Below are 19,954 nucleotides of genomic sequence, written 5' to 3'. Positions count from 1 at the left end.
TAGAAGTGTACCTGAGTATACTCACCATTAAGTAATTTGACTTGAGTAAATATGTGCAATAAACGCTGCATACCCATGCGGCGTTTATTGCCATTTGTTTAGCCCTAATTAAAACTGATAGCTTACCCTTGCTGAAAAGTTACGCCCAGGTTGGGTGTATTGGCTAAAATCAGCACTTTGCGATTGACCTGCAATCAACTCAAAAGGTACATATTCTTTATCGAGCAAGTTAAGTACACCTACATTTAGCCGCCACGCTTGCCATTCGTAGTTTGCGTATAAATCAACAACGCCGTAGCTATGCCCTTGCGTAGTTTTATCATCGTTTGCATCAAGTACTACATCCGATTGCGATTTAGCTAAACGCAACGCAGCGGTCCAGTTAATATTACCCAGCTCTGTACTTAACAATATTGAGCCATTTAACGGGCTAATGCTGGTAAGTGGCTGATCGGTTTCTTTGTTTTCACCATCAACGTAGGCCACGTTTGCCTCAAGTAGTATATTTTCAGCGACATACATGGCAATTCCGGCTTCTACACCGCTTATTTGTGTTTCGCTAATATTTTGATATTGATACAAAGTTTTGTTTACGCCAGGAATATACGTTGGCTCAACACCCACTACGGCGGTTTCAATAAAATCATCGAATGCTGCATAAAAAGCACTTAAGTTTACGCTAATATCGCTGCTGGCGTATCTTAGCCCAAGCTCAAACGAATCACTGCTTTCAGGGTCTAAATCGGCGTTTGGTAATATTTGATAAAACGGCTCAACGCCGTGGCTTTGATAGGCTTGGTCGTGTGGTGGTATTTTAAAGCCTCGTACGTATTGCCCGTACAACGATAAGTTATCATCCACTTGGTATATAACACCTAGCTTAGGCGAAAAGGCAGATTCGGTAATATCATCAAGCTGTGCATCGGCGTATAACTCATCACTTTTAGCCTCTAGGGTGTAGTAATCGTATCGCACACCTGCAATAACCGACCACGCGCTGTTATTAAACGAAATACTGTCTTGCACATAAGCGCCAATTAAAGAGGTATCAGCTCCGGGAAATGCTTTTTGTTTTTGATCGGTAAAATCAACGGTGCCATCGGCTAAAATACGTGTTTTAAAACGAGGGCGGGTGGTGTCGTATAAGTCGATATCAACTCCATATACCACTTCATGATCGGTGGTTTCTCCTTTAAGCCCTTTATTAAATACTGCTTTTAAACCTAAAATATTTTGCTCAAAGCGATAGTCGTTATAATCGGTGTAGGTGCTTGCGCCACTAATTGCATCACTTTGTTGCTCGTAACTACTATAAGACACTTGCCCGTACCATTTATCAAACGCAGCGGTTGCTACTTCTGAATGGTAATCTAGCGCCAGCGACCAACTTGTATCGTCTTCTTCGGTTTCTTGAACCGCGGGGGTTATTACTTGCTCAGTCGTTTGATTAAAATAATCAAGGGTGTATTTAAGTGTGCGTTTTTCATCAAGCTGTTGCTCAAATTTAACTATTAAAGCGTCCGACTTTGCATCATAACCGGGTAAGTTTTCGTCGTAATTTTGTACTTCTTCGCTGTCGCGATGGCTATAAACTGCGCTTACTGCAAAGTCGCCTAAGTCTTTTGCACCGGTAATATCAGCAGCAATTTGGTTACTTTGACCTTGATACCCCAGTGCCATTTTTACAAAGCTGCTGCTATCTTTTAAGTAATCGCTTGGATCTTTAGTGGTTATAACCACAATGCCGCCGAGTGCGTCAGAGCCATATAAAGACGATGCAGCACCTTTGGCGACTTCTACTTGTTTTACGCCCGCTACATCAAAGTAATTGCGGCCAACTAAATAACCCCCTCCGCTTGCATAACCATCGTTGGTGCGTCGGCCATCTTTTATAAATACAACGCGGTTACCACCAACGCCACGTACAGTAAGCGTTTGCGCGCCTGCACCACTGCCAGTAGTTGCAATGCTTGAATCGTATTTAAACATGGTTTGTAAATCTACAGCGAGCTGGCGCTCTATGTCTTGCTCGGTAATAACAGTAACTGAGCCAGTTACATCTTTAAGCTTTTGTTCAAAGCGCGAGCCACTCACAACAATATGTTCGTCAATTATGTTTTCGGCAAATACAGTGCCAGATCCGAGTAATAAGGTTGCTATAGCAGTAAATTTAAATGTAGAGGGGTTCACTTTAACTCCAAATGATAATAGTTATTATTTATGGCGAGGATGTTACAACTAAGTCAAATTAAGATCAATTAATTATGATAATCATTTTCATTTAGATTTAACTAGTTATAATAGCCGAAAAATAAAAGCCGGAGTTTGTAATGAAATACCTATTTATATTGTTTGCTTTAGTCGCTCAACCTGCAATTGCACAGGAGCGCGTTATTAGTGCTGGCGGCACCCTTACAGAAATAATTTATGCACTGGGCAAACAAAATACCCTTGTAGCGGTTGATCAATCTAGTATGTACCCACAGCAAGCTACGCAATTACCACAAGTGGGTTATTACCGCGATTTAGCGGCAGAAGGCGTGCTTTCTATGCGCCCAACCACCTTGTTAGCGCTTGAAGGCGCAGGGCGAAGCCAAGCACTTAAACAAATTGAGGCAACAGGGGTTAAGCTAATTCATTATAAAAAGCCGACCTCAGTTAATGAGCTACTTGAGCTAATTAAACGCCTTGGTACCGACTTAAACGCCAAGCAAAAAGCGCAATCACTTATTACGCACATTACAAACTCATTACCTGTAAAAGCAAAAGTGCAGACACGCAGCGCGCTATTTTTACTCTCAGCTAATGAGCGCGGGCTTGTTGCCGCAGGGCAAGAAACCGTCCCTAATTTATTATTTAGCTATGCGGGCATTACTAATATAGGCGCTACACATTCAGGCTTTAAAGTAATTAATACCGAAGTACTTGCTGTAAATCAGCCTGACTTTTTAGTTGCGCCAAAGCATGTTGTACAAAGCATTGGCGGCAAGCAGGCTTTTTGTAAGCAACCGAACCTACGCTTATTAAAAGCTGCGCAAAGCTGTAACTTACTTGTTATGGATAGCCTGCTTTCGCTTGGCATGTCGCCACGTATTACCACAGCAATTAATGAGCTTAACGAGTATAAAACCCGCTTATGAACACCCTAACATTGAGCCGCTTTGTGCCCATAACACTTAGCCAAACTCATAAGTGGATGCTATTAGCCTCTGTTTGTATTTTTGCTTTGGCGCTACTAAGCATTGGGTACGGCCCTGCAGGATGGGATTGGCGTTTAGCTATTGCCTGGCTTGCACCCGAGTACTTTAATCAGTTTGATGCGCTGCAAATAAATGTCGTAATGCAAATACGTTTGCCGCGTTTTGTGCTTGCTGTATTAGTAGGGTTGGTACTTGCCCAAACAGGGGCGGCAACCCAAGCGCTTTGCCGTAACCCGTTGGCCGACCCATCTATTATTGGCATTAGTGCAGGTGCGGCAATGGTTGCAGTGGCGTTTATTGCACTTAGCGCGCAGTTTAATTTTAACGCTCAGTTGTATTTACCTTATGCGTCGTTTTTAGGGGCGCTTGGTGTTACCTCGCTGGTATATTTTATTGCCAAGCAGCAGGGGCAAATTAATATCACCACACTTATATTGGTAGGAGTCGCTATTAACGCGTTAGCATTCGCTGTTATTGGGCTACTGAGTTTTTTTGCCGACGATAGCGCACTACGATTAATAAATTATTGGACCATGGGCTCATTAGGCGGAGCAAGCTGGAGCACGATTATTCAAGCTGCGCCGTTACTGTTTATCAGCCTAATTGGCCTGTGGCGGTTAAAAAACCCCATGAACTTACTCCTTATTGGCGAGTCACAAGCTCAGTACCTAGGAGTAGACACTAATAAGCTTAAATTGTATGTCATTATACTCGTTGCATTAGGGGTAGGTGCGGTTGTAGCGCTTACCGGTTTAATAGGGTTTGTTGGCTTGGTAGTCCCGCATATTGCCCGCTTAATGGTGGGGCCGCATTTACGTAATATGCTGCCGCTTTGTATGCTAATTGGCGTAGTGGTATTGCTACTTTCTGACTGGCTAGCACGCATTGTGATCATGCCATCAGAGCTACCCATTGGCATTATTACCGCGCTATTGGGTGCGCCATTGTTTATTTATTTAATAGTGAAAAATAAGCGAGGTTGGTCATGATCACGTTTAACAACCTAAGCGTTGGCTTTGATAATCATAGCGTTTTAAACGCTATTGATGGCAGCGCTAAACAAGGGCAACTTGTAGCACTACTTGGTGAAAATGGCGCAGGTAAATCTACCTTGCTGCATACCTTAGCAGGTATGCACTCCTTTACAGGCAGTGTACTTTTTAATGCTAAGCCGCTGGCCTCTCACGCTAAAAAACGCCTTGCAACACAGCGCGCAGTCATGATGCAAGCTAACCACGTAGGGTTTGATTTTAATGTATTTGAGCTTATTGCAATGGGTCGCTATCCGTATGTAGAGTCATTAAAAATGCAAAGCGAAAAAGTACATAAATACGCCGCTATTATGGATTTAAACCAGTATTTAACTCGCCGCGTAAGTGCGCTTTCGGGCGGAGAGCAACAACGAGTGCATATGGCGCGTACTTTAGCGCAGCTTAATGCCTTTACACAATCGGCCGAGCCAAAACTAATGCTACTCGACGAGCCTACATCAGCACTTGATATGCGCCACCAACATGCACTGCTCAGCTGCGTTAAAGCGTTTGTAGGGCAGGGTAACAGCGCCATTATTGCAATACACGATCTAAATTTAGCCAGCCTTTATGCAACCGACGCTATTTTACTGCACAACAAAAAAGTGCTGCAAAGTGGGCCTATAAACACCGTATTAACTGAACAAAACTTACAACAAATGTACGCCATGAAACTGCACGTAAATCCTCATCCTTATAACGATGCACCCATGGTTTTTTCTCAACGTCAGGAGTTTTTATGAGAGAGCAAGCATTAAACGATGCACGCACCTTGGTTTACAAAACCAATGCCGGTGTCATGTCGACTATTTCTAATAATTTACGCGGCTACCCGTTTGGCTCAGTAACCCCCTATATGTACGACGAACAAGGCCGTGTTTACTTTTTTATTAGCGATATAGCCCAGCACACTAAAAATCTAAAGCACGACTCTCGTATGAGCCTAACTGTGTTTGATGCCGCCGACAGTGGCGATCAAAACGAGCACGGGCGAGTAACGCTTGTAGGCGATGGCTCTATTGTGCCAAGTAAGCAAGCACACACCTTACTTGATAACTATATTGCCCTATACCCCGAAGCCGCTAGCTATCGCAATGCGCACGACTTTCAATTATGGCAATTAGACGTAATTCGTGTGCGTTACATTGGTGGCTTTGGCAAAATATTTTGGCTTGAGCAAAACGAATGGCAGGATGAGGCAAAAAACTGGGATGAAAACCAGCAGCAAAGCATGATAAGCCACATGAACGACGACCATCAAGATGCTATGTCGCTCATATTAATGCAGCACTACGGCGTAGCCGATAACACCCCAATAATGAGCGGCCTATTACCCACTGGTTTTTATATACAAAGCCAAAAGCGTAATTACTTTATTAATTTTAATACCCAGTGCAACAGCCCGTTAGAGGTTCGTAAAGCGCTGGTTGCGCTAACCAATCAAGCACGCAATAACTAAACTAAATACATGACGACATAGTTAACCTGAGCTCTGGTTAAGAAATTCACCAACTATGTCGTCATTTTATAAGCAAACTGTTTGATCGCCTCGTTTAGCTAAAGCTTTAAAAGCGGCTTGCTGATGTTCTTTTTGTACATAACGGGGTGGCAAAGGGTTAACTTGCAACTGATACCCTGTTTGGTTAGCTTGCACACTTGTAACCGGCGATATCCACACAACCTTAAGCTCTGGCGCTAAACGCTTAATAACGCGCGCTATACCTTCGCCATTTTTCACATGAAAATCGCCCGCTATATGCATTACCTGCGCATCTTTATGATTATTTAAATAGTTAACGATAGACTCCCCCATGGTTTCATCCCAGGTAACTTGCGCAGCATAATAATTTTCGTTTTGACTTGGCGTGCCATGGTGCATTGAGGTCATAAAACGTTGTTTATAATCACTGGGGGATGTATCAATAGTGGCTGCAATATAGCTCTGCTGTGTTTCATCAAGTTTACTTAGGTAACTTATGCCTTGCCTGCCAATACAGGTGACTATATTTTTAGGGGCATTTGCAGCTATTACATCGCTATTGTTCGTTTTTGCCAGCTCTACCAGCGCACGGTAATCACTTTTGTAATTTGGCCACGCTTGGGTGTTATCAATTAAGTATTGCTCACCAATTTCACCTTTAACATACTGGTTTAAAATAGGCTGATCCGCGCGGCTAAATTGCTCAAGCGACAGCGCAGTGCGTTTATTACTTTTGCTTAATTGCTCAAATAACTCAGTCTGAAATAAATGCACGCCCGGATGTGTATGCAATTCACCCACTAAAACCACATCGGCATTTAATAACTTGGGCTCTAATAATACAGAGCTAACAGGCTTTGCCTGTGCATTATAAAGTGCTGAGTAATAAAGCGATGAGCTTTTATCAGGCTCCGTAGCTGTTGTACTACAACCACTCAAACCCGTAACTAACGCCAGAGTTAACATAGACTTTTTCATACACACCTTTAAAACACTTTAATGCAAATAATTATCAATATCATATACTTGTAATACCTATTAAGCCAGCCAAACTGCTGCTTACTTACATAATCAAGGAAATGAGCGAAACGCGCATTTATATGCCTTAACTTTGCTTGTAAATATTAAATAGCTTTTGATAGCAATATCTTAGGTAATTTGTTAAAACTGTGTAAAGTAGAAAATGAGCGTGACAACCGCAGGAATATACGCAAAATTGTTGTGCTTTTAAGTTCTAGATTGAATTATAGGAGATCTAATTGAGTATTGAATTTTTAGAAACGGATTTCGATAAGGTTAGCTACCTTTTGAATTTGCTCACTGCAAGAGCAACTGGACTTGCATCTGACTCAGGTGAATTTGAAGCATTACGCTCTGAATTGCTGAGTAATTCTAATCTTGCACCAATGCTTCCTCAGTGGTTACGACAGCACCGTAATTTAGATTCATTTTGGGGGTTTATTCAGCCAAAATTTAGTAGTTACGCCGAAAGACGTACGTATTTATCTGGTGAGTTCACACCAATATTAGATCAATTAGAGTTCGGGGAACCAACTCAGGGAGTAATGCCAACTACTACAAATACACCAGTGCCTCCAGCTAAAGAAGTTCCTCGTAACAAACGGAAAGTGTTTATTGTTCATGGACATAACAACGAAGTAAAACAAGAAGTAAGTCGCTTTGTCGAGCAACTTGGTTTAGAAGCTATTATCCTGCATGAGCAAGCTAACGCAGGAATGACAATTATTGAAAAAATTGAACATTATTCAAATGATGCTGATTTTGCTCTTGTTTTATATACTCCATGTGATTTAGGGAGAGCTATAACAGAGCCAAACCCTCCAAAAAATAGAGCACGACAAAATGTAGTGTTTGAACATGGTTACCTTATTGCGAAGCTTGGTCGAGAAAATGTCTGCCCTTTAGTTAAAGGGGCTCTTGAAACTCCAAATGATATAAGTGGTGTTTTATATGTCACTATTGATGATCCTGGTGCATGGAAAAACCAAGTAGCAAAAGAGTTAGTTCAATGTGGCTACACTTTAAAATCATTTTTCTAATAAGTATCAAAGACTAACGCTTACACAGGCGCTAGGCACTGGAGAAGGTTTAATAGATGGAACCAAATTATTCAGAATATTCTATTACTGAATTGCAAGAAGCTATCACGTCTATTGATAGGGCTTTGTACCCTGAACGCTTTGAGCTATTAAAAGCCGAACTATTAAATAGAGACGAGGAAGAGCATAATGCTTCTCAATTAGTAAGTCTTTCATCAAAGGACTTACTTATTAAGCTCAGCAATGCATTTTTTGTAATTCCGTTGATGATCTATGTAGGAGTAGATGCACTTAATAGCGGTGAAATACTCCTTAAAGGAGCAGCTATATCAAAAAATGAAAACTTTATATTATTTACATTAAGCGTAATGTTTTGTTTTTTAATCTCAGCGGTACTGACATGTAGCCTGTTTGTGGATAAGAGCAAAAGTTCCTGACAAATACATTATGTCGTTCATAAATTCACTAGGACACAGTTCGATTGGTAGTGCTTTTCAGGAAGTTGATAATATTTTCAACTCAGGGCAAAACATGCAGCACAAGCTAAGCAAAAACAAGTTATAGAGAATAAGAAGACGGTGAAGTGTATTTAAAACTCTATAACTGAAACAAAAAGGCCGCAGTAATAAATACTGCGGTCTTTGTTTTTAGCTAAGTGCTATTTAGTAAGCGCCTGCGCTGTAAATAAGCTCGTAGCTGTGGCTGTAAATTTCAAGGATATTACCAAACGGGTCTTCCATGTAGATCATGCGGTACGGCTTTTCATCCGGGTAGTAATAACGAGGGGCTTGCATACGTTTTTTACCGCCAGCTTCTACAATACGTTCAGCTAAACCTTCTACATCAGGGTCTTGAACACAAAAATGAAAGATGCCTGTTTTCCAGTATTCAAAATTGTCTTTTGGGTTTTCTTGGTTTTTAAATTCGAAAATTTCGACACCAATACGATCCCCTGTAGATAGGTGCGCTATTTTGAATTTTTCCCACTTTTCGCCAAATACTTCTGTGCACATTTCGCCAATGGGACTTTTGTCTTCGGTAATTAAAGTGGGTTCCATTATGGTGTACCAACCCATAACCTTAGTGTAAAACTCGACTGCTTTTTCAACGTCGGGAACCGAAATACCAATGTGCGAAAAACTACGTGGATATGTATGACTCATAATGCTTCCTCTTTAACTTGTGACTTATCTTGTGACTAGTTGATGGAGTTAGTTTACGAATCGACCACCATTAAGTAAAATTATCATTTTGAGTACGTTTTGTAATGATAAATCCAACATGGTTAAATACGTTTTGCACTTTGGTTGAGGTAAATCACTTTACCCAAACAGCTGAGCGCCTTTATATGACCCAGTCTGGCGTAAGTCAGCATATTAAAAAGCTAGAGCAGCAAGTTAACTGCGCTTTACTTGAGCGCCATGGTAAGCAGTTTTCTCTTACTCCTCAGGGCCAAAACTTATATCAGCAGGGCAGCCTACTTCTTAAAGATTGGCAATTTTTAGAACAACAATTAAAAGATGATTCGCCGTACAGCGGAGCGGTAAAGATTCAATCTCCGGGCAGTTGTGGTTTAAAGTTTTATAATCAATTATTAGCACTGCAATCTGAGCATAAAGAACTAATTATTGATTACCGCTTTGCGCCCAATGTAAGTGTTGAACAAGCTGTAGCAAACCACAGTGCCGACATTGGGTTTTTAACTCAAGCTCCAACATTTAGCGAACTAACCAGCCATAAAATAAGCCAAGAGCCACTACTACTTGTAACGCCTGCAGGTATAAACATGCCTAATTGGCAAACCCTGTGTGAGCTAGGGTTTATTGCTCACCCCGATGCAAGCCATCATGCGCAGCTACTACTAAGCGAAAACTACAGTGAGTTTGAGCATATTGACCAAATAAGACGTACGGGATTTTCTAACCAAATTAGTTTGATACTAGAACCTGTAAGCTTAGGGCTGGGTTTTACGGTATTACCTGCTCATGCTGTTGGCGCATTCAATAAACCACTACTTATAAAAACACATCATTTAAAATGTCCGGTTAGTGAATCTATTTATGTGTGCCATCACCGAAATAGGCCGTTGGCAAAACGTATGAATACAGTGATTGAGCTAATAAAGGCGGGAGTAAATAGTTAAAACGTAAACCCCCTTTACACCCACGGCACTTAATACCATAAGCAAAAGGGGGAATAGAAAATTAGTTAACGCTTTCTAATTTTGCTTTTAAATCGAGTAAATCGGTTGCAATAGTATTTGGCTGTATTTCCCACGGATCAAAAATTGAATCTTTAGATCGTTGAATCCACGCCGCTCGCATACCGTGCGATATGGCACCGGTTACATCAAACGGGTTACTTGATACAAGCCACGTGTTTGCGCCTGTTGAATTGGTTTCGCGTAAAAAGTGGCTATAAACCCCTGGGTTTGGTTTAAAGGTTTTAACGTCGTCGGCACTTACTACCCCTTCAAAAAGCTCACTAATGCCAGCGGTTTCTAATAAGGTATGAACTGCGTCGGCAGCGCCGTTTGAAAATGCAAACAAACGGTAATCTTTCGCTTTTAATTGCTCAAGGCCTGCTTTTACATCATCGAACGCAGGAAGCGTTTTATAAAGCTCTAGCAGTTGCCCCTTTTGATCTTCACTTAGCTCGGTTTTGTGCGCTAAGCAGGCGTAATCGAGTGCGTGTTTTGTACATAGCGAGAAAGGAATATAATTTTGCATTAATCCACGTCTAAATGAATACTCTAATTGCTTTTCGCGCCATGTATTTGAAAATGCTTGGGCGTTATCGCCAATCATGTCGTCGAGTAAGGACAGTACGCCGTGAGTGTTTATTAGCGTACCGTATACGTCAAATGCAAGTGTAGTTGCCATGTTTGCTCCGCAATAAAATAAATGAAGTTGGTTTTAGAGTACTTGCTTACAGCTTAACTTAATTTGAACGAACGCTCAAATTAATAAAACTTATAAGCATCGAGTGCTAAAATATCCATTTCTATATCTTCATGTATTTTTTTGGCTTTACCGTCACTACTTCCAAGCGCTGCAAAAAGAGGTAAAAAGTGCTCCTGGGTAGGGTGATTAAATAAAGCATGGGGTGCTTCATTTAAATAGCTAAGTAACGCCTGGGTGTTTTGCGCTATTAATTTTTGCTCAACCCAATAAGTAAACTCATTAACCATTTGAACACGATTAGGTGTAGCAGGGCTTTTAAATATTTCACGTAGATTGTGACTAATACCGCCTGAGCCAATAATTAATACGTTATCGCTGCGCAGTGGTGCAAGTAACTGTCCGTATTTATACATCGCCTGAGCGCCTAAACGCGTGTTAATAGACACCTGAACAATGGGAATATTAGCTGCTGGGTACATTAAGCGCAGCGGGATCCACACACCATGATCCCACCCTTGATCTGCACTTTGCACCGTTTTAATACCCGCTTTGTAAAAGTGCTCACTAATAGTATTAGCAAGCTTAGGGTCTCCTGGTGCTGGGTATTGAATTTCATATAGGGGCTTGGGGAAGTTATAAAAGTCGTGAATAGTATGCGGCGTATCTCCTGATGTAATAACTATATCGTGCGCTTCATCAAAGTGGGCAGAAAAAACCACAATAGCACGTGGTTTACTAAGCGTTTGACCTAATGATGCAAGAAAATCTGACGTAGCCGATTGCTGAACAGCCATCATTGGCGAGCCGTGAGATATAAATAAAGCTGGCTGAGTCATACTAAAACCTTAAACAAATAAACGTGTTATAAACACTATATAAGTTTCTAATTTGACGATAAATATGATACTTATTTATACATTATCAACAAGGCATTGTTAAAAAATGGATAAGCTCACCACCATGAAGACCTTTTTAGCCGTTGTGCAAGAAGGATCATTTTCAAAAGCGGCCGATAAACTCGATATTTCGCCGCAGTTAGTCAGCAAATATATTTCTGCGCTGGAAGATAATCTACGCACACGTTTATTACACCGTACAACGCGAAAAGTAAGTGTTACAGAGGCTGGAAATCAGTATTATCAGCGTTGTCAGCAGGTGGTTATTGATATTGAAGACATGGAAAACTCCCTCAATAACTTAAGCGAAAATGTATCGGGTGTGCTTAGTATTAGTGCGCCTATGTCGTTTGGTACAAAGCATTTAGCAGGCTTGCTAGTTGATTTTCAAAAGCAGTATCCAAATTTAAAGTTAGATTTACGGCTCACCGACCAATATGTAGACATAGTAGAGCAGGGTATTGCTCTGCGCATTGGCGTATTAAAAAACTCAACGTTGATAGCTAAAAAAATTGCACCTATACACCTAGCGGTGTTTGCGTCACCCGACTATTTAAAACGCCATGGCACGCCACAAACGCTTTTAGATTTACAGTCACATAATTATTTACGCTATTCCCACAGCGAGCCCACAAAGCGATTATTTGGGGTTAATGAGCTAAAAAGCGAGCTAAAGCTTGAAAGTAACTTTGTGGCTAACAATGGTGATTTGCTACTAAATACAGCCATTGCGGGTGGTGGTATTGCTATGCAGCCAACATTTATAGCAGGGGAAGCACTGGCTCAAGGTAAAGTAGTGCGCATTTTAAAAGACTATGAACCCGAGCCAATGGGGCTTTACATGGTGTATGCAAACAGACAGTTTTTACCCAGTAAAGTACGTGCGTTTGTTGATTTTGCAAGTGGCTATTATGGCGATACACCTTACTGGGATTTAGCGTAATAAAAAGTAAACCGCCTAACAGGCATTATATAAAAGCTAAATTTTTAAAAAATTCCGTAGTAAACTTCTTAGTACTTTAAACACCTCTTGATTACTGTGTTGCTGATGCTGTAATACATCAACATTAGCCATCCAACCCATTTCTTCAAACTCAAGAGGAAGTTTAACCAGCTCACCACTTTGTACTGCATCTACAGCTACATGGTTTGGTAATAAGCACCACCCGTTACCTTGTATTGCTAGCTCGAGTAATACAAAGTAATTATCGGCATACCAAATCTCTGGGCTAATTTTTAGCTGAAAGCTACTTGTTTGCGTATTGCGAGAACGAAGAAGAAGTTGTCGATGCAGCCGAAGGCCATCCATATTTTCACATCTGATCCCCGCTAAAGGGTGCAATTTAGCAACATATAAATCAAATTTTACTGATCCAATACATTCATAGTCTAAGTAACTCGGTATATTTAATTCACTAAAAATAATACCCGTTATAGGCTTTTCGCTGTTTAGCATGTCAATTATGTCATGGCTGGATGCACTTAAAAACTCAAGCGATACGTAAGGATACTTACTTTGCAGCTTGCTAATAATACTCGCGATAGTTTTAAACGGGATCCCTTCGTCAAGTGCGATAGTGATTTCGGTTGGTGTTTTTTCGTTTAGTGCTAATGCAGAGTTTGTTAATCGCTGGTGTTGATTAAGCACGGCCTTAGCCTGGGGTAGTAACTGTTTACCGGCTTCGGTTGATTGTGGATAGCGCCCTGTGCGCTCAAATAATGTCGCATTACAGTCTATTTCTAAATTAATAATATGCTGGCTTATTACCGACTGCGCTTTACTTAAACCGCGCGCAGCAGCTGAAAACGATCCAGCTTCAACGGTAGCCACAAATGCTTGAAGCTGTTCAATACTAAACATATCGCTTTTACCGATACTAAGTAACTAACACATATCTTTATAATGAATGAAAATACAGCCATCGTCATCAACTTAAGAAGTTATTTATATATGAACACAGCAGAACGTATTTTTCAGGCACTAATATTTGAGATGATAGCATTATCTTTTGTTGTACCTGCATCATCTTATTTTGGTGGGTTTGCAACAGGAGAAATGGCAATAGTAGGTATTGGTTTATCAATCTTCGCCATGCTTTGGAATTACATTTACAACATAGTGTTTGATAAAATAGTTGGGCATAACCGAATCGAGCGAGGTTTAGTAACCCGCATTACGCATGCATGTGGCTTTGAGCTGGGTATGTTAGTAATAACGCTGCCAATACTTGCTTGGTATTTAAATATTACATGGCTAGCCGCTACAGCATTAGAAGCTGGCTTTTTAGTTTTTATACTCATATACACGTATATTTTTAATGTGTTGTACGATAAGTACCAACCTTACAAAAGATGGGTTAATAAATCGCAATGTGCTTGATATTTTTAAGTTTATAAAAGCAACGCTGTGGAGTATTGAGATCGTTTTGGCAAAAGCGCAATGGCAATAAATAACGGTAAATGTGGCTTTTAATTAAACCAATTAGCACTGCTCAATTGACTAAGTAGTGCTAATTTACTATTTGTACTATTTACCGGCTAACTGTAATGGGGGTTTACAGTAACTTTTTGCTTTATATATTTAGCCCTTTCAATATGTTCCACACGCTCTCACCACTAGGATGAAGCGCAGCATGATACCGATACGCGTAATATGTAATAGGCACGTAATAATGCTTTTGACTACCTAATAACTAAGTTTAAAAACTTCGTTTTTAAACGCCAGCAAGCTGCGCTTATACAAATGCCCAACAATCAATGTACTTACTACTAAGCGTTGCTTAAAAATAAACCACACTGACTATAACTAGGTGTGCCAAGCAAATGGCACACCTATTTTGTTATGTGGGTATGGGGGCGTTTTCTGCAATAAGCTGTTTAGATTTCAATTCACTCCAAAATTCGCTTGGTATGGTAACTTTCATTGAGGCTACATTAGCTTTAATTTGCTCTGCCGTGCGTGCGCCAGGAATAATTGAGGATACCGTTGAAGGTGCCTCTGCGAATTGCAGTGCAGCTGTTTTAATATCAATCCCATGTTTAGATGCAATGTCGCTTATTGCATTAAACTTTTGCTGCATAGGCCCAGGAATTTTAGGTGAATAATTAAAGCGGTTACGACCGGCTAAAAAACCACCATTAAGCGGAGCACCAATGACTGCTGAAACACCTCGTTTATCAAGCATAGGAAAGGTTTTATCAAGTGCCTGCTTATGATCTAAAATTGAATATTGCAGCGCTAGTAAGCAAATATCAGGGTCTGACATATCAAGCGCTTTATAAATAGCATGAGGTGTATTTACTCCAAAACCCCAGCCTTTAATTATTCCTTCATCACGCATTTTAGTTAACTCAGGAATAGCCCCTTTTACAGCCTGATCAAAATACTTAAGCCAATCATCTCCCATATCACTATTTTGCGGTGATAAATCGTGAATATAAACAATATCAAGTGAGGCGACACCAATACGATGTAACGTGTCTTCTATTGAACGACGCGTACCTGATGCAGAGTAATCATATTTATAATGAAAAGGTGAGTGATCAGCCCAATGCCAACTATTTTCTAGAGGCTCTGCTGAAGGGGTAAGAAGGCGACCTACTTTTGAGGATAAAACATAATCTTCACGCTTTTTGTTTCGAAGTAAATCACCGAAGCGCCTTTCACTTAAACTCAAGCCGTAAAAAGGTGACGTATCAAAATGACGAATACCAGAATCCCATGCTGCATTTAGCATTGTTAAAATTTCTGCATCGCTTGATATAGTATTAAAGCCATTCCCAGCGGCAAGACCGCCTAAGCCCATTCTTGATTCAGGCCGGTAATGCTTAGCGTTAGTAACATCGTTTGTGGGCAGAGCAGCGCTTTTATCTATTGATCCTTTAGTTTGCATAACACTGCCGTTAGACATTTTTACTTTTAATTGTTCAGCCAAAGCTGAAGCACTAAAAATAGAGCCTAAACTTAAAGCAGCGCCTGCTTTAATAAAATTTCTGCGAGATACCATGTAACTATTCTCCTTGAGTAAGGTTAAATATCTACGCTATAAACTAGTATAAATACCAACCAAACTCAAGCGAGAGGAAAGCAATAAATACCAATTAATTCAATAAGATGGTTAAATTAACAAACGCTGAACGCGCACTTAAATTAACATTTTAGAATGATTATTTTCTTTACTCGTACAGTACTTTAATATGCACAAAATAGTGCACTTTAATAGCTTGATAAAAAAGCAAACTTCCAAATTGGTGCACGCCTTAATACTCATTTACACAACATAAAAATGGTTACATTTATTCAAGTGTAAAAATTAGTAAACAAAACCGGAATACATAAAAAGAGTAAATACCAAAGCTTAGTTAATCTCTCTAGCAAAGCGATTGCGGTAACGCTTAGTTAATTTAACCGAACGTAGCTGGTCGCTAATTAAAGTAAATATTGGTGAAGCGTTTGTTTTTACAGGTTTGCCTTGGCCTAAACGGCGTATTTGCCTTTTTACCAGTGCCATAGTGGCAAGCCCTGCAAGGGTTTTATCTTGCCAAGTAACACTGGGTAATACGGCTAGTTGCAGTGGCTCATTTTGCCATTTGTTTGGTAAATTTGGTTGGTATGCAAGCGCAGTGGCAATACCCACGAGGGCCACTCCACTTTCAATCACGTTGTTGGCAATAGATAAGCGACTAATGCCGCCGGTGGTCATTATTGGGATTGATGAGCGGTGGCTAATCGCTTTTGCAAACTCTAAAAAGTATGCTTCGCGGGCAAGTGTGCGTTCGTCACCTGTTTTACCTTGCATGGCAGGGGCTTCGTAGCTACCACCCGAAAGCTCTACAAAATCAACATTGAGTTCATTCAATAAATCCACTACAACTTGCGCGTCACTGGGTTCGAACCCACCACGTTGAAAATCTGCAGAGTTTAACTTTACTGAAACCGAAAAGGTCGGGGAACAAACCGCTTTAATACTGCGGGTTATTTCGAGAAGTAAACGGGCTCTATTTTGTAAACTTCCCCCCCATTTATCGTCGCGCTTATTGGTAAGTGGCGATAAAAACTGGGCAAGTAAATAGCCATGCGCTGCATGTATTTGTACGCCATTAAAACCGGCTTTTTCGGCTTGTAGTGCAGTTTGTGTAAAGCGGGTAATAACATCGTCAATGTCGGTTTGCGTCATTGCCTTTGGTACGCCAAATAAGTGCGAGTGCTTACCCATATTAAGTGCAATACTTGACGCTGATAGAGCCTTTCCACCCATTTTTTTAAATACTTGCCTACCAGGGTGATTAATTTGCATCACCACTTTGCAATTATTTTGCTTTGATAAACGAGCAAGCTCGGCAAAGGCAGTAATATCGGTACTTTGCTCAAGCACAAGGCCACCAGGGCCTGTCATCGCTAAATGATCAACCATTACATTGCCAGTAATAATTAGCCCTGTACCGCCTTTAGCCCATGCGCTATAAACGTTTTTAAGTGCTTGGGAGGGTGTTTGGTCCTCTTGTGCTAGGTTTTCTTCCATAGCGGCTTTGGCAATACGATTTTTTAATACTAAACCACTTGGCAAGGTAAAGGAGGTAAACACAGGGTTGCGCATAATTATTGGCTAATTAAATTGACATTAAAACAACTATAACCTTAAAGTTAGCTTGAAGGTCAACCTACTAAGTTTATGTAAAGTGGAGTTATTATTAGTTATGAAAATAGGCGAACTTGCAAAACTTACCAACATACCTGCCAGCACTATTCGTTTTTACGAAAGCAAAGGGTTATTAACACCAACCACTCGCAGTGCTAATGGTTATAGGCTGTACACCCAACAAAACTTAGAAAAACTGCAATTAATTAAATTTTCACAAAGCTTGGGTTTTTCACTCAACGAAATACCTTTATTACGTAACGAAAACGGCGAGCTAAACCACACAGTAATAATCGAACGTTTAGAAAAAAAACAAAAAGAAGCTGACATTTTGATTGAGAAAATGCAGAAAAAGTCACAGCGTATTGGCAGTTTAACTGCGTTACTAAACTCTTATTGGGATAAAGGCGAATGCCTGCCAGAAAGTAAATTAAATGAATTACTAGAAGTGATGGATTACAAATAAACTAATACAGCTTATTCAGGGCCTGTTTATCTTTTGAGGTTAAATTTGCAGCAGACTGTTTGGTATTTAGGCAAGGCAGAGTCTATGTAGTGTGGTTATTCCCCATAAACAGACGATAACGTAGTATAAATGCCAAACATGCGCTGCCCGAAGGGTTCTGCCTAGGGGCAATTTACTCTTTGTAGCTCGGTTTTTACTTATTATTACATGGATGTAAGCCATTAGAATAACGCAGGAGCAGTTATCGAGCCCACTAAATTACAAACCTCGCGCCGCGATTAAATAGCCCCTAGATTGAACAAATTTTATCCTGAGAGGTCAACAAGCCCCAGTAAGCTGTATTTTATTTATGTTACTTAAGCTTTTTAATGCCAATTAACACACAGATGGCACCGCCAATAATACCCGCCCATGCTTCTATTGGTGTATCACCACTAAATGCACGGCTTAGCTGCGAAGCCGCCGCATCATACACGTCATATCCCCACATAATTAAAGCGATACCTATAACGATTAAAACAATACCTATAATCTTATTATTCATAAACACCTCTGGTTTCTAACGTACATTATTTAACATACTTAATTGAAAACACTTAATAAATCTAATCAAGCTCTAGCTGCGCACGTTCAACGCTCTCACTAGGTAACTCTTTTTGTACCGATACACCAAGCTCTTTAAACTCTGATGCTTGTTTAATTAAATTACCTTTACCACGGTATAATTGCGAGAACGCTTTGTCGTAACTTTCTTTCGCTTTATCAAGCTGCTTACCTACGCCTTCCATACTTAATAAAAAACCATTGAGCTTGTTATAAAAACGCTCAGCCCGATTTGCCAGCTCTTTTGAGTATTTGGTTTGCTCTTCAAAACGCCAAAGCTGTTTAACAATATTTAAACTAGTAAGCAAGGTAGTAGGTGTAGCTACCAGTATATTTTTTTCGATTGCTTGTTGGTAAATATCACTTTGATATTTAAGTGCTTCTACAAAAGCTGATTCTATTGGTACAAACATAACCACAACTTCAGGCGAATTAAGCCCTGGTAAACGGTCGTACGATTTACTCGCAAGCTCATTAATACGTGCTGTAACGGCGTTTACATGCTCTTTAATTGCTTGATTAGCATCTAGCTCATTTTCAGCGTTCACATAGCGTGTATAAGCATTTAATGATGTTTTAGCATCAATGACTAAGTGGCGGCCTTGTGGTAAGTAAACAACTACATCAGGGCGTAAGCGGCCATCTTCAGTGTTAAACGACACTTCGCGCTTATAATCAACGCCAGCACGTAAGCCAGCGCTATCTAAGACGTTTTCGAGCATGAGTTCGCCCCAATTACCTTGGGTTTTCTTTTGCCCTTGTAACGCGTTGCTGAGCTTGTCGGCTTGATCTGTTATAGCTTGGCTTTTAGCTTGCAAATGCAATAGCTCGGTTTTAAGCGCGGTTCGTTGTTTTATGTCTTCAACATGTATTGATTCCATTTTTTCTCTAAAGCCTTTTAGCTCGCCTTGAACCGGTTTTAATAATTGTTCAATGCTTTCTTGATTTAAGGTTTTAAAGCTTTGTGATTTTTCTTCTAGAATCTTATTGGCTAGGTTTTCAAATTCTTTTTTGAGCATATTTTTACTTTGCTCAATTTGCGCGAGTTGCTCGGTAAAGCTTTGTTGTTTTTGCTCAAGGGTGGTGCGCATATTATTATATTCAACATCGCGTTGATTATATTGCTCACGAAGCGCTGCAAGCTCGCCTTCGGCTTTACGCCAAAAGTGATTGTATTGAATGCTTTGTTTTTCTTGTTCGCTAAAACGCGTTTTAAAATGCTGGGCTTCATCGCGCTGTTCTTGGTGAGTATGTTCTAGCAGTTCGTGATCTTCTTGCAAGGCACTATATTGCAGCCCTTTATTATCAAATTGATTTTGTAATAGGGAAAGCTGTTGCTGCTGTTCGCTTATTTGTAGATGTAGCTTTTTGCGAAGCTGTGTTGATACAACGCTGTAAAATACAACGCCTAACGCAACACCAGCACCGGCGCTTAGCCAATCAATATTAGTGAGTACTTGAGTGAGCATAAAATAAACTTATAAAATTTAGAGACATGCCATCATAACCAATAACAAGCAATAGAAGTAGGGGAGCAAATAAATTACAGACATAAAAAAACCAGCTCAAAATAAGCTGGTCAAATATTACTAAATTAAGTAATCAAAGGGAAAATCAACATGTGCCCGAGTAAGCTGCAACTTAATACATAATCACCAAAATAACTAATATTACTG

At 40.2% G+C, this 19,954-nt stretch carries 20 protein-coding genes; 10 read left to right on the top strand and 10 right to left on the bottom strand.

Annotated features, from left to right (window positions below; all coding sequences use genetic code 11):
- Positions 1-108 precede the first annotated feature (108 nt).
- Positions 109-2,190, bottom strand: a complete 2,082-nt coding sequence (locus tag GQR46_RS01680; protein WP_165727927.1) for a TonB-dependent hemoglobin/transferrin/lactoferrin family receptor — start codon at positions 2,188-2,190, stop codon at positions 109-111.
- A 140-nt stretch (positions 2,191-2,330) separates the two neighbouring features.
- On the opposite strand from GQR46_RS01680, the gene GQR46_RS01675 reads away from it, so the two are divergent.
- From GQR46_RS01675 to GQR46_RS01660, 4 genes are read left to right on the top strand one after another with little or no spacing between them, the layout of a single operon-like run.
- Entirely contained in the window at positions 2,331-3,140 is an 810-nt protein-coding gene (locus GQR46_RS01675) for an ABC transporter substrate-binding protein (RefSeq protein ID WP_165727928.1), read from the top strand.
- Positions 3,137-4,189: an iron ABC transporter permease gene (locus tag GQR46_RS01670; protein WP_007583641.1), complete on the top strand. Its 1,053-nt coding sequence runs from the start codon at positions 3,137-3,139 to the stop codon at positions 4,187-4,189. The genes GQR46_RS01675 and GQR46_RS01670 overlap by 4 nt, the downstream gene beginning before the upstream one ends.
- Positions 4,186-4,974, top strand: coding sequence for a heme ABC transporter ATP-binding protein (locus tag GQR46_RS01665; protein ID WP_165739573.1), 789 nt, complete (start codon positions 4,186-4,188; stop codon positions 4,972-4,974). The genes GQR46_RS01670 and GQR46_RS01665 overlap by 4 nt, the downstream gene beginning before the upstream one ends.
- Complete coding sequence (locus GQR46_RS01660) at positions 4,971-5,690, top strand: DUF2470 domain-containing protein (protein WP_165739571.1); 720 nt, start codon at positions 4,971-4,973, stop codon at positions 5,688-5,690. Before GQR46_RS01665 ends, GQR46_RS01660 begins: the two co-directional genes overlap by 4 nt.
- A 66-nt stretch (positions 5,691-5,756) precedes the next feature.
- Here GQR46_RS01660 and GQR46_RS01655 read toward each other — a convergent pair whose 3' ends face one another.
- Positions 5,757-6,689, bottom strand: coding sequence for a ChaN family lipoprotein (locus GQR46_RS01655; RefSeq protein ID WP_165739569.1), 933 nt, complete (start codon positions 6,687-6,689; stop codon positions 5,757-5,759).
- Between the two features lie 281 nt (positions 6,690-6,970).
- On the opposite strand from GQR46_RS01655, the gene GQR46_RS01650 reads away from it, so the two are divergent.
- Together GQR46_RS01650 and GQR46_RS01645 are read left to right on the top strand one after the other, a co-directional pair.
- Positions 6,971-7,771 carry a nucleotide-binding protein gene (locus tag GQR46_RS01650; RefSeq protein ID WP_010552897.1) on the top strand — a complete coding sequence of 267 codons (801 nt, stop codon included), beginning with the start codon at positions 6,971-6,973 and terminating at the stop codon, positions 7,769-7,771.
- Positions 7,772-7,827: 56 nt separating this feature from the next.
- Positions 7,828-8,208, top strand: coding sequence for a hypothetical protein (locus GQR46_RS01645; RefSeq protein WP_010552898.1), 381 nt, complete (start codon positions 7,828-7,830; stop codon positions 8,206-8,208).
- A gap of 225 nt (positions 8,209-8,433) precedes the next feature.
- Here GQR46_RS01645 and GQR46_RS01640 read toward each other — a convergent pair whose 3' ends face one another.
- A complete protein-coding gene (locus GQR46_RS01640; RefSeq protein WP_165739567.1) occupies positions 8,434-8,934 on the bottom strand; it encodes a lactoylglutathione lyase family protein in 501 nt (166 codons plus the stop codon).
- Positions 8,935-9,038: 104 nt separating this feature from the next.
- Here GQR46_RS01640 and GQR46_RS01635 point away from each other — a divergent pair, with 104 nt between their 5' ends.
- Positions 9,039-9,914, top strand: a complete 876-nt coding sequence (locus GQR46_RS01635; RefSeq protein ID WP_165739565.1) for a LysR family transcriptional regulator — start codon at positions 9,039-9,041, stop codon at positions 9,912-9,914.
- 61 nt (positions 9,915-9,975) lie between these two features.
- Here GQR46_RS01635 and GQR46_RS01630 read toward each other — a convergent pair whose 3' ends face one another.
- Both GQR46_RS01630 and GQR46_RS01625 read right to left on the bottom strand, forming a co-directional pair.
- The gene (locus GQR46_RS01630; protein ID WP_024591580.1) at positions 9,976-10,653 is read right to left on the bottom strand and encodes a haloacid dehalogenase type II; all 678 of its coding nucleotides are present in this window, start codon (positions 10,651-10,653) and stop codon (positions 9,976-9,978) included.
- A gap of 80 nt (positions 10,654-10,733) precedes the next feature.
- A complete protein-coding gene (locus tag GQR46_RS01625) occupies positions 10,734-11,510 on the bottom strand; it encodes a class III extradiol ring-cleavage dioxygenase (RefSeq protein WP_165727934.1) in 777 nt (258 codons plus the stop codon).
- Positions 11,511-11,616: 106 nt separating this feature from the next.
- Between GQR46_RS01625 and GQR46_RS01620 the strand changes: the two genes are divergently transcribed.
- Complete coding sequence (locus GQR46_RS01620; protein ID WP_165739562.1) at positions 11,617-12,513, top strand: LysR family transcriptional regulator; 897 nt, start codon at positions 11,617-11,619, stop codon at positions 12,511-12,513.
- Between the two features lie 36 nt (positions 12,514-12,549).
- Here the strand turns inward: GQR46_RS01620 and GQR46_RS01615 are convergent, their stop codons facing one another.
- Positions 12,550-13,431: a LysR family transcriptional regulator gene (locus GQR46_RS01615; protein ID WP_165739560.1), complete on the bottom strand. Its 882-nt coding sequence runs from the start codon at positions 13,429-13,431 to the stop codon at positions 12,550-12,552.
- A 90-nt stretch (positions 13,432-13,521) separates the two neighbouring features.
- On the opposite strand from GQR46_RS01615, the gene GQR46_RS01610 reads away from it, so the two are divergent.
- Positions 13,522-13,950 carry a PACE efflux transporter gene (locus tag GQR46_RS01610; protein WP_165739558.1) on the top strand — a complete coding sequence of 143 codons (429 nt, stop codon included), beginning with the start codon at positions 13,522-13,524 and terminating at the stop codon, positions 13,948-13,950.
- Positions 13,951-14,410: 460 nt separating this feature from the next.
- Here the strand turns inward: GQR46_RS01610 and GQR46_RS01605 are convergent, their stop codons facing one another.
- Both GQR46_RS01605 and GQR46_RS01600 read right to left on the bottom strand, forming a co-directional pair.
- A complete protein-coding gene (locus GQR46_RS01605; RefSeq protein WP_165739556.1) occupies positions 14,411-15,577 on the bottom strand; it encodes an aldo/keto reductase in 1,167 nt (388 codons plus the stop codon).
- A 351-nt stretch (positions 15,578-15,928) separates the two neighbouring features.
- Positions 15,929-17,167: an NADH:flavin oxidoreductase/NADH oxidase family protein gene (locus GQR46_RS01600; protein ID WP_165739554.1), complete on the bottom strand. Its 1,239-nt coding sequence runs from the start codon at positions 17,165-17,167 to the stop codon at positions 15,929-15,931.
- 100 nt (positions 17,168-17,267) lie between these two features.
- Here GQR46_RS01600 and GQR46_RS01595 point away from each other — a divergent pair, with 100 nt between their 5' ends.
- Positions 17,268-17,675 (top strand): MerR family transcriptional regulator, encoded by a 408-nt coding sequence (locus GQR46_RS01595; RefSeq protein WP_165739552.1) that lies wholly within the window; start codon positions 17,268-17,270, stop codon positions 17,673-17,675.
- A 352-nt stretch (positions 17,676-18,027) separates the two neighbouring features.
- On the opposite strand, the gene GQR46_RS01590 is transcribed toward GQR46_RS01595, so the two are convergent.
- Together GQR46_RS01590 and rmuC are read right to left on the bottom strand one after the other, a co-directional pair.
- Entirely contained in the window at positions 18,028-18,219 is a 192-nt protein-coding gene (locus GQR46_RS01590) for a DUF3185 family protein (RefSeq protein WP_007583678.1), read from the bottom strand.
- A 61-nt stretch (positions 18,220-18,280) separates the two neighbouring features.
- Positions 18,281-19,747, bottom strand: a complete 1,467-nt coding sequence (gene rmuC, locus GQR46_RS01585) for a DNA recombination protein RmuC (RefSeq protein ID WP_165739550.1) — start codon at positions 19,745-19,747, stop codon at positions 18,281-18,283.
- Positions 19,748-19,954 lie beyond the last annotated feature (207 nt).

The organism is Pseudoalteromonas sp. Z1A6 (assembly GCF_011378745.1).
Taxonomy (GTDB): Bacteria; Pseudomonadota; Gammaproteobacteria; order Enterobacterales; family Alteromonadaceae; genus Pseudoalteromonas; species Pseudoalteromonas arctica.
This window is presented reverse-complemented; position numbering and strand designations above follow the sequence as displayed.